Below are 15,914 nucleotides of genomic sequence, written 5' to 3'. Positions count from 1 at the left end.
CCCTAGGCCAAGTAAGTATCTATTTCGCCAATGCGATTATTCAAAAGATCTCGATTACATAACTTAAGTAAGTTTTGATCTCTGGTATTGATAAATATAATTCGTGACTCTCTAATATTTGCAATATATTCGAATACCTTAATATAGTTTTCTCTATCTACTCCTGCTTCAAATTCGTTTAAAACAATAATCTCTGGTGTCAGTGCAAGCTGTCTGGTTATATAGATTAATGATTTTACTTCATCAGAAATATTATCTTCAACTTCTGATGTCAGCTTTGTATCAAGTCCGTTTGGAAGATTTCGAATTATTTCACCAAGCCCCAAAATGTTAATGAATTTTTGGGCCTTTTTTTCATCGACTAGACCAAAAGAAGTGATGTTCTCTCTAATTGTGCCGTTCCATATATTTGGCTTTGCGTTTATGATTGCAATTTTCTTGTAAAGACTTAAGTCATCAACATCTGATAACTTATAGTCATTTATATAAACTTTTTTTGTGATGGCCTTCAAATTAGGTGCAAATAAGAATTCCTTTGTATCTTTGTCTTGATATTTTAATGAAATAGTATCGCCCTTCATGAATGGAATTTCGTGCTTTTTACCTCTTATATAAATAGGGATAACCATCGAATAAACACTTTCTAGCTTTTGTTTTTCTTTTGCTTGAGCTGAACTTGTTGGATGAATAATTACATCAGACATGACTTTAGCCTCATGTACTTTCTTAAATACTTGAAATATTTTTGTGACTGGTGCTACACATCGATTGGCCAGAATAAGTGAAGCAACAAGTGATCCAATTCCTATTTGTCCTGTTCTTACTAGATAAACTCCTAATGCTAGAACGGCAACAGATGTAATTTGTGTTGTTAATTGACCGAGGTTAATTAACTGTTGCTCATAGCAATTAAGCTGATAATTATTTTTAGCAACTCTTGCCTGTTTCTTTTTAAATTGATTGTTAAATAGTTTAATTCTACCAAACTTTCTAATCACAGTAAGATTATCGAGAATTTTATAAAGTAGGTTATTTTGATCAATATCAGTTATGTGCTTGAGTTGGATTATTCTAGTTATCCTCTTTAAAGAATAGAGTGAGGTCATCATATAAACTGACAGTGTAAAAAATGGAATTAATGCCATAAATGGATTTATATAAAAAAGGAATCCAAAATAGAGGCATAAGAATGGTAGCTCTGTTAATGTAATTATCCCTTGTCCTGCAAAGAATGACTTATTTCTTTGAATCTCTTTTAAGGAATACTGAAATACACCAACATTATAAAAATCTGAATCTGTAATTGTTTTCTTAATCAGCTCTTGTGAGTGTTTACTTTCAAATCGGGCACCTGCAAAGGTAATAATATAGTAGCGTAAGTATCTCAGAGCTGCTTCGGCCATTAGGAATAGAGTTAGTCCAAGTAATAAAATAATCGCTGTTGCTGTTCGATGATTTGGTATCATTCGATCATAGATTTGCATCACAACAATTGGAAGTGCAAAGGATGTAATATTGATGAGTAGACTAAGTAGCAATAGCATTCTTAAAGAAATAAATTCTTTATCGAATACAATTGAGTTTTTTCGAATCCACTTAAGTGTACTAAGCGGTATATGTCCGATTCGATTTGAGCTATTAATCTCCATGTCGTCTCCTACAGTAAATTACTGTAGATAACAGATCGACTTAGATAACGGTGCTTTTGAGTTAATTAATACTAAAGATTTGCGCGTACTGTAGCTAAGTGCTTAGCTCTCTTCTCAACAAGAGATTCAATGGCCATCTTCGCTTGGTCTAGTTTCTCAATCTTTTCTTCATCTAGCATTTTACCGTGATTAAGAATATCTCCTAAACGATAAACACCCTGTTTCTTGTCAAATTCTGTGTCAATTACAGAAGGTGAGCCAAGGTCGACAAAGATTGAGTTATTTGGACAGTGGCCAGCAAAGAACTCTTCAGCAAAGATCTTTCCTGAGCATCCGATAGTGTTCACATAGCTATTAAACTTGAAGTATTCGTTATAATCCTTCCAGCCAACAGCAGTGATATTGATATTTGGAAAATCATTAATGATATCTTGTACTTTCTCTGGGTTTCTAGCACTAATATAAACATTATACTTTTTCATTAGGTGCTTAATAGAATCTCTTGCTAATTGTCCTGATCCTAAAATTAGAACATCTCCAGAGTCATATTTTGATTGAATGATTCTTCTTGTAATACCTGCATAAGATTGTTGACCAATCTTAATTAAGTGCTCTTTTCTTACTTCTTTAGCATCCTTAAATAGTTTTTCAAGGACTCTAAGAATTAGAGAAGAGCGAATATCTTCTTTTAAATAATTTGAGAATGCTTCTTTGAATTGGGCAACGATCTCGCTCTCACCCTTAAGCTTACTTTGTAGGCCACAAATAGTTTCTAGTAGAAAGTGATAGGCCTTCTTTCCAAAGTAGTATTGTCCTAGTTGTCTGTCTTCATCACTGAATTCAGTAGTTGTTAGGATGATTGTTCTTTGACATGTAATAAGAACAAACGCACCTGGCATTTTTAGCAGGTGAGTAGGTATATTTTCACTCTTAGTTTGAATGTTTAATAGGTGTATTTTTTGTAGCAAAAAAATCTTCCTTGCACTGTGTCGTCTATAATCCCTGTGACTTAGATTACCCAAATCGGTACCCAAAAGTGTCATGGAATTGTAGACCTTGTTTTTCTTTATTCGTCTTAATTCTTTTTGTTAGATATTGTGCTAATTTGTATTGTCTGAGTGTATTAGTCAATATCTTCTTCCATAATATTACTATCTTATATATCTTGATTCGGGGCCAATAGAAATTCTATATGGTGTCATTAATAGTTGTTCAAAGATTCCTAAAATCCTTTTCACCACTGTTTTTCTCTGCTAATTTGTGCTTATCATGAGCTCAGTTACTAATAATGCAAACGAAGTAGATAAGAATAAGCAATCAGAGCAGAAAACTGTTCTAAAGTCCTTACTGGAGCGACTAAAGGCTCCTTTCCTGGCATTTGATCGCAAGGTCGATGGTGCTATTTCATTCTTCATTACCCACTATGGTAAAACAAAATTTATGGTGGCAATGTCTAAGAAGATTCAATACTTGGGGATTGAAGGATTATGGAATAAAGGCCCAAAAGCTTTTATTTATTTTTTCCTATTTTATCTGATCCGAGATACAATACTCTACATTATTATCCCTATCTGGGTGGCCAAGGCCACTTCTTAAATCTTACAAGGATTTATATTTAATAAGTCATGGAATACTTGCAAACGGTTTTATTTTTTATCTCAGGACTCGCTATATTTTATTACGGACAACGAATTATCTCTGCAGGTATTCAGAGTCTGGGTTCTGGTGCTATCAAACATATTGCTTCAGATATTGATGGAAAGAACTTTGTCGTCAATTTCTGGAATGGTGCAAGGCTGAGTCTACTAGCATTCTCACCAACAATGGCCAATATCGTGACGGTAGGTCTTGTTAATGCCAACTTGATTAAAAAGAATCGAGTAATTCCTATGCTTTTTGGCTCTGTCATTGGGGCCGTTACGATCTTTCTTATTCTAATGCTTTCAAGACAGGAGATAGGTCTGAATCTTATGGCCTTTGCTCTTATTCTTGGTCTGGTATTTACACAACGCTTTGTGAGAAAGCTAACAAAGCTCCTATTTGGACTAGCATTTCTTTTTCTTGGTGTATCGGTAATGCATGAGAGTCTTGTCTCTCTTTTAACTTGGGATCTTGTTCAAGATATTGTTGTTCGATTTGTTGATTATTCTTTATTTACAAACCTTCTAATTGGATTTGTTTTTGGAACTTTAGTATCGTTCATCTTAAGAAGCCAAACGATGACATTGGCCATCGCAGTGGTCATGATCTTCACAAAAGTTTTTCCTGTTAGTATTTGCTTTTCAATTATTTGCGCCTCAACACTAAGTTCATTTTTTATAAATTTTAATACGGCAAGAAAAGTTGCAAGACCTCTTGCAATTCGTTTGTCCCTCCATCCATTAGTCCATTACTTAGTGGCCACATTTGCTAGTTTCTTATTAATTGTGATCATTGATCATAATGTTGAAACAACAGTTGGAACGGTTAGTCTTGTTGTCATAGGGCAATTCTTTGTTATTTCACTGGCAATCCTTAATTACTTCTTCTTTAAGAATATTGTGGCGGAACTTATTCAGGGAATGTATCCGGATGCGAAATTTAAGGATCGTCCAAAGTTAAAATTCCTTGGCGAAAGAAGACATATTTCTTCGACAATGGCATATGTTTTAGTCGAACTTGAAATTGGTAAGCTTTTAGATATTGTTTCAAGAATGTTTGAGAAGTGCCACGAGTATATTGAAAGTCCTACTAAGGGGGCCCGTGCTCTGGCAAAAATTAAAGATTACGAAAAAATTATTGATAATATTCAACTTGAAATTAATGATTTTATTTCAAAAGTAATTGCTAATGGTGCAGAGGAAGTTGAGAGTCGCAATGCTATAAAGCTCATGCAGATCGCCTCTGACCTCGAACAATTAGCAGATAGCTTAGATAAGCTTACAACTATGCTTACAAAGTATTACGAAAATTGGAAGCTATCAGCAGATGAAACCGATCGTCTTCTAAATTACTTTTCAGAAGTTGAATCTCTCTATCAAAGAAGTATTTCAGTCTATAAAGGACAGATTGCAACTGAAGATGAAATTAATGAGGTCATTGTTAGTACTCGTGAACTCAAGAGGCACCTTATGACTGAAAGAGAAGATTTTGCGAAAGTTCATCACAATGAAGATGGAAGAAAGCATATCTATTATTCGGATATGATGACATCAATATCTGTGGTTCGTGCAAATGTTAGAGAGGTTTATTTACTCTTAACTGGTGTTATCTAATTCCACTTATTAGTTAATTCATTCTTACAAACAACAATGGGTAGCTCTTTTACAATAGTGTTCTGATTCTTATTTATTGCGAAAGGAAAGAACTTCTTCGTTGATGCTATTTTTCGATCAATCATACTTTCTTTATGGCGACGAGAGGCCTTCACCTTTCTGTAGCGAATACATTTCTTACCTCGCATTCGTACACATTGACTGATAAGAGCTACCTGATCTATTTGCTCTTCGTAGTATCTAATTTCTTTTTCTAATTCAACTTTTGTATTTGTGATGGGAATGAACTCTTCACCCTTTGTTGTTCTAATTCGATACTTTCCAAATGGACGATTCGGTCTTAGGGTTAGTAGGTCTTCTTTTGCCTTAAGGTTGATATCAAGTTTATATTCGTAGCAATTGTAATTTTGATCTAAGACTTCACTTTGTATATCAATTGAGACAATCTCGATATCAAAGAATGAAGGGATTTCGTAAAAATTTCTTGTTATCTCTGATAAGCGGCCCTGCTTGGGGTGATCTTGATTGCAAGATAGCAATGCAATAATGAATAGGGGAATTAAAAGTAGAACTTTCATATGAACATCATAGGTTCTACTTAAAGTTAATTAAAAGGTCGGTAAGGCCTAATTTAGTTAAAGATTCCTAAAACCAAAGTGCTTGCATTCTTCTAAAAGAAATTTCCGTATACTCAATATCTTCTGATTTTGAAGCTAGTCCACGACCGATATTAACTTTCTTCTTTGTTGAAAGATTGTCGATTAGTAATTTGTTAAAAACAAGACTTGTTTTAACTAGTGAGTTTGCACCTTCACTTGTTCCTGCATAAACTTTATTACTTTTTGCTAACGAAATATAGTTTTCAAAAACGTAGTAATTATCAGAGAAACCATTGTCACATAGTTTTGATATTTCGTAATATGTACGATCCATATGTTCTTTCATTGCAAGAGGAAGAGTTGCTTTTGTTGCTCTCTCTCCATCATATGGAAGGTGCCAAACCACATTTTCAATATTGTCATCAATATCTTCTCTTAGCTGATAACTCCAAGTCTTTGGTTTGTCATTATATGAGCTAAACTCTTGATGAAAGTAAGCACATGTTTTAACGTCTTTTTTAAAACTAGGGTAGAGATCAGAGAATGTTAAGTATTGTTCATAAAGCGAAAGAAAGTAGACTTTCTTATTATCAAGCTTAGAGATATCTTTAGTCAGTTCTTGACCAACACTCGCTGGGCCACGACTCTTCTTTTTAAAGCTTCTAATTTTATAAGAAGGGATTGGATTAACTTCACTATCTGAGCGATCTTCAAAGCCTGCAATTTTGCTTTCAATTGATTCAGTTTGGTGCGTACTACTCGCACAGCTCATTAATGAAGATAGTAAGATTAAAGTTGCTAATTTGTTCATATGATCCACCTCTTATCTATTCTTATCGTCAAAATAGATAAGAGGTTTAGGCAAAATATGCTCATTCCGTATGAAATTTCAGCTAAAATTTAGCATAGGTTTTACTTTAAATAGTAACGTGCAAGGCTTAGAGCGCTTTGTTGATCGAGTAGTCCACCACTTGTGCAAAGATTGCTTAAAGTACTCAGTTTTTTGGCCGAGTCTTCCAGTATGTCTTTTACAAAAGATCCATTAATATCTTTATTGTAAAAGTCCGCCATGGCATAAATCATTGCGGCCGTGTTTGTTACTTGTGGAGCTGCTTGAGAAGTTCCATTTATTGGAACATAGTTATCGCCTGGTGAGCATGAATTGATTGCCACTCCTGGTGCAAAGATTGTCACAGTCTTTTTTCCGAAATTTGAAAAATAGGCCTTATCCTTATTGTGTTCATCAATTGCGGCAACAGAAATAACGTTTTCTGCAATAATTGAAGATGGATAATGCAATAAAGAGTCCGTATCGTCTTTCTTATTTCCAGCAGAAAATACGAAAAGCATTTTAGGATATGCTTTTACCACTTCTAGACCTTTGTCCATCAGTCCTTTCATATAGCTATCACGCATTTGAGTTATTAGCTTTTCATATTTATCATTAACTTCTTTTTCTTTTAAATTAAATTCATCTTGGAAGAGCCCGTTGATCATATCATAGGCCGGCTCCCAGCTTTGTCCCCAAGATGCGTGATAGATATTTGAAAACTTAGACGAGTACTTAACAGTTTCTCTCATTTTAGAAATCATCCAGTTTTCATAGTACATTAAGTATCTTTCGATATTTCTAATCTTTAGATATGACTTACTATATTTGCTAGGAATAAATTCCTTCTTAGCAAATAGACCTTTCGGATCATCTCCTAAGTAGCGAATTGGAAGATACTGGAGATCTCCTGACTTTAGCTCGTACGGCAAAGTTTTTGTGTTCATTGCAAGACATGCAACATGAGAGCCGTGCGTATATGAAGAGAACTCATCTCTGCTTTCCATAAACTCGTCGTCTTTTCTAATTTCCGTGTACCATTTAAGTTCACTTTCAGTTGCCGTCTTTAGTGTCTTCTTCTTTCTAATTTCATAGTATTCAAAAACTCTTGGGTCGAAAGTTCCAATAAGGCCGTCATCAAAAACCTTTCCAGAGTTTTGGATATAATTCCAACCATTAAGATCATCAATCTTTCCATTAGCGTCGCTATCTTTACCATTTTCGATTTCTTGGCGATTAGAAAAAAGATGATCCTTAAGATCAATATGATTGATATCAATTTGGTTATCACTGATGGCAACAACAGAAGCTGCAAAAGTAGGTAACGCAAAAAGCCAGATTAAGATGTGTTGTTTAATTTGATGCATAGAGAATTTATTAAATGATCTTTTTCATCCTTGCAATTGCATCGCGTAAATCATCAATTCTCGAATCTTATTTCAATAGTTTATAAATTGCGTACACAGGGTAGTGGTCAGAGGGATTATTCCATATATCCGATCGTTTGCGCGGCGGGCCTAAAACCTTTCCAACTGAGTTGCGGTAGCGATAGACAGCAGCATCTGCAATTTGATTTTTAAATCTTTCATCAATAAAGAGGTAATCAAGTTGAAGAGGGTGGGCCGCTTGGCCAACGAATTGATAGAATGTTGTTCGGTACTCTAGTGGTAATTCAAAAATTCCAAGTACATCCTTAAGATTTGTTTCTGAGTATAGTGATAAAAATTCTTCATCTGTTTTTTCATTCGAAGCATTACCGTTAAAGTCTCCACATAAAATGACAGGGGTTTCTTTAAAGAGTGAAGATTCTTGTTTATAGACGTGAACAAGTAACTCAAGCTCGGCCTTTCTTCTTCTAACTGATCTAAAGTCATGGCCGGAATCATCACGTTGGGACTTTAAGTGAACATTCAAAAGACTCATTATATGTTTTGTTTTCTCTTTATCGCTAAATACTCTTAAGTGAGAGAAGTCACGTGATAGAAAGTAATTTGTTTCATCTTCATCGTGCAAGATAAAATCAATCTCTTTATCAGTGTGAGAGAGATGCTCAAAATAGAAAGGCAGGCCCTTTCTAACTAAGAAGGCGTTTTCAATTCCTCGATCACTGTTTCCTTGGTTGTGATAAATTTCGTACTCATTTGAAAGGTAATTTTCATTAAAGTAATGAAGACTTTCAATATAGCCAATCTCCGTTAGAGCATAAATATCAGCATTTATTTCACTAAAAACTGTACGCAATTGATTGAGATTTAGTGGTGATTTAAAGTAGTTTAGGTTTGGAGGATGATCAAAGGCATCCTTTATAAATAGATTTTCTAGGTTGTAAACACAAAGCTCAATTTCTTCTAATTGTTTCTGTTGCAATTAACAGCTCCATCCAAAAATATAGCGAAAGTACTTCTTCGCCTTTGCATCATAGATAAGCTTACAATATGCACTTTGATAGAGCTTTTGACTATTAATTTCCTTAAACTTAGTTAAGAGCTCTTCGCTGCAAGCTCCACTTTGTATCTCATAGTTTTGAAGTTTATCTGTGAAGAGGGAGACCTTTTCATTTTCTATTTTAAACTTAAAATCAACCCCGCGATACTCTTGTTGAAAGTAAATGGCCGCTCCATTTGTATAAAATGGAATAGAGTGGCGTGGGATGATCGTTGGTTTATCTTGCCCTTGCCTTAACATGATATTAGGTAGGATATCTTGATTGTTTGAAAGCTCCTTCGTGCTCTTTAGAAATCTAATTCCTTCATAAATAGGCTGCCTGTCATTTACAATTTTTCCAAATTTATCTTTCTGAGGATGATGAAAACTACACTTTGATTGATAGGTAATTGTATTTTTATCTTTAGGGAGAGTTGTCCAGAAAGTGAAAGGCAGACCATATTTGTTTGCGAATTCTTTCTTCTTGATCAAGCTATCCTTTAAAAAAGTTTGCTTAAAGTCTTCTGATACTTTTCCCATTTGTGAATTACATTCAGAGTTTTCTGGACAGCCTTTTATAAGATGCTCCACCATATGCGGCTCAAACTTTACTTCTTCAATAACTTGCGCCTGAGGAGGCGGAGGGCTTAGGGCCAATGAGAAATGACTGATTGTGGCAACAAGAAGCACTTTGTAATAATTTTTCATATCTAAATTGTATATGGAATTGGAATATTTCTCAAAACAAAAAAGCCCGCATGATGCGGGCCTTTAAAGGGGGGAGGGGTATTTATTATTGTGATCTTGAGTTAACTGATCCACCTAGGATAAAGTCAATCTGATCATCTACTGTATACTTTTCTGTAGTTTCGCCTCTTCTGATATCGTTGATCGTTGGTTGATTTGGATTAACACGATCACTATTACCTTTTTGGGCCATAAAGTTTTGTTTTTCTTGTGCTTCAAATTTTACAACTACTTTTTGCTCATCTTCATCGCTATCAACTTTTGCAGAGTTTACTCTTGTTTCAATTGTCGTCTTTGTCTTAATGTCTTCTAAAGTATCTTTGTCGTTTACAGGATTATTAACACACTCAATTTTAGTAAACTCTAGTGCTCTAATATCACTTGCAAATGTTGAGATGCTTCCATTGGCCTGTAGAACTCTTAGATCAGCATTGAACTCCATACGCTCTTTTCTTGATGTTTCAAAGTCTTCTGTAACTGTTCCTGATTCAACATTGTCTCCAAGATCAAAGATACCTCTTTTTGTGATCTTAAATGCGGCAGATGAGCCAGCGCCATCAAATCTTGATTCTAGCTGATCACTTACATCCTGAGGTGTTTGAACTTGACCCATATGCTCTTTTTCAGCGATAGAAACAAGTGCACTTTTTGCTTTAGCTTTCTTGTCACCAAGGATATTCTGGCAAATGGCATCAGCATCAGAAACTTTTTGAAGATAGATTTCTTTATTACCTTCGAATACTTTATATTTCAGTGATGCACGGTATGCGATAATAGGTGAGTTATCATAGTAGTCTCTAAGATCTTCTGTTGAAAGCTCAATTGACTCACGGTCTTTAATGAAGTCAGCATGCTTCTTTTCATCTTTTTCGATATTTGTTTGTTTCTTTTGAAACTTCTCTTCAGCAATCTTATATTTTTCTAGATCACATCTATCCTTGTATTTATTGTATCTTTCTTGAAAGTCTTTATCGAAGTCACTAATCTTCTCAAAACCTTTTCTTTCAAACTTCCTTTCTACAATAGTACAAATATTTGCATAAGCAGAAAGTGGAATTAATCCAGTGAAGATGGCAACTTTAATCAGTGTTGATAGATTTTGCTTTTTCATAGTTTCCCCATTTGGTTTTTCATTTCTTAAGTTTAGATACTATGTATAAAGCAATAGGTGTGCCAAAAAACAGAAGGGGCAAGATATTGAATTTTCGTTGTGTTTGAAGAAACTACTGTCTATTAAATGAACAGTGTATGAAACTTATTCACAATAGAAGTGATGATTCCAACGGAAACCTTTAATAAAGCTTGAGTAGTTAGCGTCATCAGCAGTTAAGTCATCCATTGAGTCGACAATTGAGTTATAACCTTTTAACTGAGTGTCTTCAGTAAAGTAGCCGGCCGCCGGTTGAGGATAGTAATTATCAAAGGCGCTACCTGTTCTTACTTTTCCAAGTTGACAGAAGCGGTTACCAATTTGATTTAGTTTAGATTTTACTTGATCAGCATTGGCACCCTCAACAAGTGGAAATCCTGTTCTTAGATCATAATGCTTTTCTGGATCAAGTGACATATCCGCACTTTCTGTTACGATACCTTCAGATGAGATAAATAAGTTTAGATAAGTGTTGATATTTGTCCCACTAGGTAGACGACACTCATAAGTATTATCTTCATTTAAGACACCAAAGCCTGAACAACACATTGAGCCTGGGTCTGTAACGTTTGTCCCTAGCTTTGAACAACACTTAAAGTCGTTGGCCGCAAAAATCTGAGGTAGGGCAATCGTTGAACCATCTGTTTTGTAATATACTTGATTATCAATTGCATCAGCTGTTCCAATATTTGGATCTGTTGCAGGAATTCTATCTGGATCAGTAAAGAACGGATCACTTACTTCATTATAGATACCTTCAACTAGTCGTCCTTCATTTGAAGTGTGGGCCGCAGGATTGGCCTTCTCATCATTACAACGAATGGCCTCATAAGTAACTTGTGGAACACCTAGTAACTCATATCTTTCGAAGATACTTTCGTAGTATTTTTGTCCTCCTGGAATTGTCCCAAAAGCACTCGCAGGGAAATTGTATCTAAATGATACCCATCCAATTTGCATTGGTGTCGGAGCAGACAGAAGATCATTATTAATTCTAAAGAACATGTATCTTAAGTTATTTTCAGTAACAGTACAGTATGCCGGCTGACTAATTGAGGCCAGTGCTAGTTCGGCACCTGCTACACTTGGGCAGACAACTTCAGTCATTGCTGCTTCATCGTGTGTTGAAAGGTCTGAAAAGTCCGTCGCATCTGGATCAGTAATATAGTTAAGGATAACATCGTTAATCGATGCACCATTAACATAGTCAGGGATGTAAATCGCAAGCGTTTGTTGCTCAAGATCATCAGCTCCAAGTGCTGGGGCAATAGGGTTATTGAATCCTGCCGGTTTAACAACCACTGGCGAATACGGGGCATTGAATGTGTCATTAAAACCAGTATTCTGGTAAAGTCCAAATGCTATCTTCGTATTAAATAGAGTTCCTTCTTCATCGGCAGGGTAGAAGCTAATACGGCCATCAATAGGTGAAGTTGTATTAATGTTTTCAGGTACTGCTGTAGAGTCAGCATTAATATTTGCCTGAATACTTCCAATAGGATCACCTGGTCTTAGCCAAACAAATGGTTGTCCTACTTCTCCATTATAAGTACGGTAACCACCAATAGCACTCATGAAAGAGTATTCCATTAGCCAGTTATTACGGTAAAGAGGTTGAAGCTCTTCACGCCATGACTTCATTGAATAGTTAAGGCAAGCTAGCTTTGTTGGTGAAAGGTTTAGGCGTCCACCAGCTGTCCAGTTATTTGTTCCATCTTCAAACTTTCTAATGAAACCACCACCACAGCAATTTGAGCGTCCTGTTTCATTAATAATAAGGGCCTGACCATTATCTGGAAGAACTCCCGGTTCTACTTTCATCTCAATTGAGCTTGTATTAAATGTCTCAGATGCTGAGTAACGAGAGTAGCGTCCTGTTGCATCAGGAGATACATTTGATGTTGTTCTCGTATTAAGAACCTCATTTTGTGAGTCATAACCAGGAAATGATGTATTTGTCTCGACTTGTGTGTACATCGTGAAGTCTTTTGAAATTTCACGACAACAACGGTTTTGACCCATATCATAGTTATAGTAACTACCCGCAAGAATCGTATTTAAAAGAGGCTCTTGTTGACTTTGGCCACAAACGAGTTCTTCTTCCCAGTACTTTTGCTCAGCGATTGTATCACCAAAGCTAGAAGGAGAGAGTCCTCTTGCCACATCAGCATGAAGGCGGTTTGGACCACAGTCTAAGTTAGTATGACAAACAGCTCCCGCTCTTCTAATACAGGCGTTGGCCGCGAGTGTTTCCGTTTGAAGCTGAAGGATATCTTTAATTAAACCAGCTTCAATTGATTTGAAAGATGATGTTTCATCTGTATCAACAGAAGCCGCTGAACACATATTTTGTAATACTGATGGAACATTGATTGTAGCATCTTCTACAGTCACATAGTTTCCGTCTGTGTCGAATACTGGACATGAACGGGTACGATTAAAGCCTGTAGCATCTTCATTACAAGAAGCTATTTGAGAAATATAATCAGTACGATTCTTATTATCTTCAGACTCGTGACGACTTTCAAATCCATTAGTTGTATCTGTTGAGCGCCCTGGAACACAAAGGCCCACATCTCCTGGCCCATAGGTACCAGTAGCTGCATATATTGAAAGGTTTGCAGCAATTGCTTGTTGAATATTTGTCGGCAGCTCTTCGCCGCGGTTACTGTAAGAGATTGGTCGTCCAAGAATACTTGCAGCTTGTCCGTAAAGGATTGCTGTCGGCTCATTAGGTGAGCGAATTAGTTCTTTTGAAAAACTTGCAGAGTCCAGGGCCGCACAGTAGAAGTTTGGAGCACAAGTTAAAAGTTTTGAGTGTGTTGTCTTTTTAACATTTGTTGTCGGGCTTAATTTACATAGTGAGCCGGCCCCGCGGTAAACACATCTCTTATTTTGACCACTACTAATATTTGTATTTAAAATAGAAGAGAGAGAAACTCCTTCTCTTGAATAGTTATTTCTTTCAAATGCATCAATATCAAATTTTGGCCAATTGGTTTTCACATCTGTTACCTGAGCACAGGCATATTCCCATCCAAGTTTTGCAACACAATCGCTATCAACATTACAAGCATGCATATACTGGCAACTTGCCCCGTACCCTTGACCTGCGGCCGAAGGATCTTTTGAGAAGTCCCAGTCATAATCTGCTGCCGTTTGACCACCAAGATCTTCGACAACAGAAACTGTATAATTTGTGTTTTGAGCAAGATCCGCAAAAGGAGCATTAATTGCTAAGAATAGTTTTTGCGTTGTCGAACGTACACGTCTTCCTGCTCCGACAGAGAACCAAGATACTCCATCAAATGAACCAATAAGGGCACCTTGATTAAAACCATACCAATCTCTTTGGTAACCGTTTACATACATTGCCGCTTGAGTTTCTAGACGGTTTCTTCTTTGCACACCTGCATCTGCATAGCTTATGTGTGAACTCGGTAGCATAGTCGGAGGGACCCAACAAGCACGTCCAAAAATTGTATCTTCATAATTTCCGTAAGTTGTATTACTGCCGATTTGGGCACGATCAGTTGTATACCCTCGCCAAGTTAACCCATAGCCTTTTGCTGTCTCTGGCTGTGAGCTAAAGACCTTTTGCCAAGCATCTTGTTGACAGTAAGGGCAAGGAGTAGCGTAACCACTTGTTACCGAGACAATATAAACTTTATCAACTTCGACATCTAAGGCCTTGGCCGGTTGTGCTTGTTGAAGATCAAGTGTCATCTGACCAATAACAGCGTTCATATTATATGACGTTTCTAAAGGGCCTGCCTTGTTTGCATCATCAAGATAGTAGAATGTATCGCCTTCTTGATTTGTTCCCTCTGGAATCTCTGATAAATCATCATAAGGAGTTCCCGCTAGAGAGAAGAAGCGGTGAGGAGCACTCTTTCCAGAAACTAAAACTGATAGGTTTTGAAATGGCCTGTCTTCATTTTCAATTACTGGAATATCACATTGAATATTTAAAATATTACCATTGGCGTCCTTTTCAGCTTTTAGGCCGTAGTCAATACAGCGAGAGTCTAGTTGAAGTTCTCCACCAATATACGTTGGCTCAAATGAACAACCACATTTTTGCCATACTTTCACACGCACACTATCAAGATTTGGATCACAGCTATCGAGCTGGCCAAGAAGACATTTGTAATCTTCGATATCTTTTAATAGCTGTTGATTTGCATCATCAATAGGATCGCCATCGTTTGAATCATCGTCATCCTCTCCCGGATTAACGTTGATAGGACAGACATAGAAGAGTTCTGGATAATTTTTAAAACTATTTGCATCTTCTAAGATTTCAGCAAGAGCTGTTTTATATTCTGAACTATTTTGATCTGTTTCAGGTCTAACTTCACCGTCGATTACACATTGTCCGTTTAGACAACAGTTATAGCCTTGTTGTTGACATGAAGTATTTGTACAACTACCACCAGGTGTTGTTGATGAGCCATTAACATTGATTGTGACAGAAAGATTCGACAGGCTAACTGAAGTACTTGGAACAGGTGAGTGCTTTAGAACACCTGCTACCGACTCATGAAGAGTGAGTGCAATAGTTGTAAAACTTGTTGAACATTCTGGGCAAATTGTAGCAAGGCTGTAAGCGGCCTCGTTTGCGTCAACTAGCACTGAAGATCCAGAGCTTGTGTAGCTTACGATATTATCTCCACCACAAAAAGCAGCATTATCACCAGCATTGGCAACATTAATTCTTAAGCTTGTTTCTTGTGATTTACTTGATTTAATTGGCGTGGCCATTAATCTAACTTGTGACTTCTTATCCACTCCTGTAGAGCTAGCAGTATTAATAGAACCAACTAAACAGAACACTGAATTCTTTTTTTCTTGTGAAACAATGTAATTATTAACAATGCCACCAACAAGATAAATACTTCCTGTGTCGCTGGAATTTAGTGTTAGAGCACCATCGACATACTGACCTTTGGCGTACCAAGAAGGATTCGTAGGATTTTCGATAATATAATCTGATGACTCTTGTTCTGAGTCGTTTGAATCTAGATTAGAGCGGCGATTGTTGGCCGCTTCCATACATGAAGTAAGGAGCATCAATGTGCTTATGAATGTGAGTAAACTTACTTTAAATTTCATTGGTTTACATTTTCCTACCCATTTACTTTTCGTGAAATTCGATGCCTTTCTTTATATTAACCTGTTGATATTAAAGAAAAGGTAAGAAATACCTACTTATAGATAACTTGTTGAAATAAGGAGCATTTTTAGCACTTTGGTAAGGGA

Annotated in this window: 11 protein-coding genes; 2 read left to right on the top strand and 9 right to left on the bottom strand. The window is 36.4% G+C overall.

Translation table 11 applies throughout. The features are described 5' to 3' along the window. Positions 1–2 precede the first annotated feature (2 nt). Both ACMAYX_RS03810 and ACMAYX_RS03805 read right to left on the bottom strand, forming a co-directional pair. Positions 3–1,649: an ABC transporter transmembrane domain-containing protein gene (locus ACMAYX_RS03810; RefSeq protein ID WP_412469709.1), complete on the bottom strand. Its 1,647-nt coding sequence runs from the start codon at positions 1,647–1,649 to the stop codon at positions 3–5. A 71-nt stretch (positions 1,650–1,720) separates the two neighbouring features. Then, entirely contained in the window at positions 1,721–2,617 is an 897-nt protein-coding gene (locus tag ACMAYX_RS03805; RefSeq protein ID WP_146037768.1) for a hypothetical protein, read from the bottom strand. Between the two features lie 301 nt (positions 2,618–2,918). Here ACMAYX_RS03805 and ACMAYX_RS03800 point away from each other — a divergent pair, with 301 nt between their 5' ends. Then, complete coding sequence (locus tag ACMAYX_RS03800) at positions 2,919–3,245, top strand: hypothetical protein (RefSeq protein WP_103216845.1); 327 nt, start codon at positions 2,919–2,921, stop codon at positions 3,243–3,245. A 29-nt stretch (positions 3,246–3,274) separates the two neighbouring features. Then, positions 3,275–4,903, top strand: coding sequence for a PhoU domain-containing protein (locus ACMAYX_RS03795; RefSeq protein WP_412462774.1), 1,629 nt, complete (start codon positions 3,275–3,277; stop codon positions 4,901–4,903). On the opposite strand, the gene ACMAYX_RS03790 is transcribed toward ACMAYX_RS03795, so the two are convergent. The 7 genes from ACMAYX_RS03790 to ACMAYX_RS03760 form a co-directional block, all read right to left on the bottom strand. Then, on the bottom strand, positions 4,900–5,481 hold the full coding sequence (locus tag ACMAYX_RS03790; protein WP_392991468.1) for a hypothetical protein: 582 nt from the start codon (positions 5,479–5,481) through the stop codon (positions 4,900–4,902). The genes ACMAYX_RS03795 and ACMAYX_RS03790 overlap by 4 nt on opposite strands. A 67-nt stretch (positions 5,482–5,548) precedes the next feature. Further along, positions 5,549–6,313 (bottom strand): hypothetical protein, encoded by a 765-nt coding sequence (locus ACMAYX_RS03785; RefSeq protein ID WP_103216848.1) that lies wholly within the window; start codon positions 6,311–6,313, stop codon positions 5,549–5,551. A 101-nt stretch (positions 6,314–6,414) separates the two neighbouring features. Further along, positions 6,415–7,698, bottom strand: a complete 1,284-nt coding sequence (locus ACMAYX_RS03780) for a S8 family serine peptidase (RefSeq protein WP_412462773.1) — start codon at positions 7,696–7,698, stop codon at positions 6,415–6,417. 67 nt (positions 7,699–7,765) lie between these two features. Beyond that, complete coding sequence (locus ACMAYX_RS03775) at positions 7,766–8,698, bottom strand: endonuclease/exonuclease/phosphatase family protein (protein ID WP_103216850.1); 933 nt, start codon at positions 8,696–8,698, stop codon at positions 7,766–7,768. After that, positions 8,699–9,463 (bottom strand): hypothetical protein, encoded by a 765-nt coding sequence (locus ACMAYX_RS03770; RefSeq protein WP_103216851.1) that lies wholly within the window; start codon positions 9,461–9,463, stop codon positions 8,699–8,701. An 85-nt stretch (positions 9,464–9,548) separates the two neighbouring features. Then, complete coding sequence (locus tag ACMAYX_RS03765) at positions 9,549–10,613, bottom strand: hypothetical protein (protein WP_103216852.1); 1,065 nt, start codon at positions 10,611–10,613, stop codon at positions 9,549–9,551. A 144-nt stretch (positions 10,614–10,757) separates the two neighbouring features. After that, a complete protein-coding gene (locus ACMAYX_RS03760; RefSeq protein ID WP_412471562.1) occupies positions 10,758–15,767 on the bottom strand; it encodes a hypothetical protein in 5,010 nt (1,669 codons plus the stop codon). Between the last annotated feature and the right edge of the window lie 147 nt (positions 15,768–15,914).

It is taken from the genome of Halobacteriovorax sp. RT-2-3 (assembly GCF_047085075.1).
Taxonomy (GTDB): domain Bacteria; phylum Bdellovibrionota; class Bacteriovoracia; order Bacteriovoracales; family Bacteriovoracaceae; genus Halobacteriovorax_A.
The sequence above is the reverse complement of the archived record's forward strand: the minus strand, read 5'-3'. Positions and strand labels throughout refer to the sequence as shown.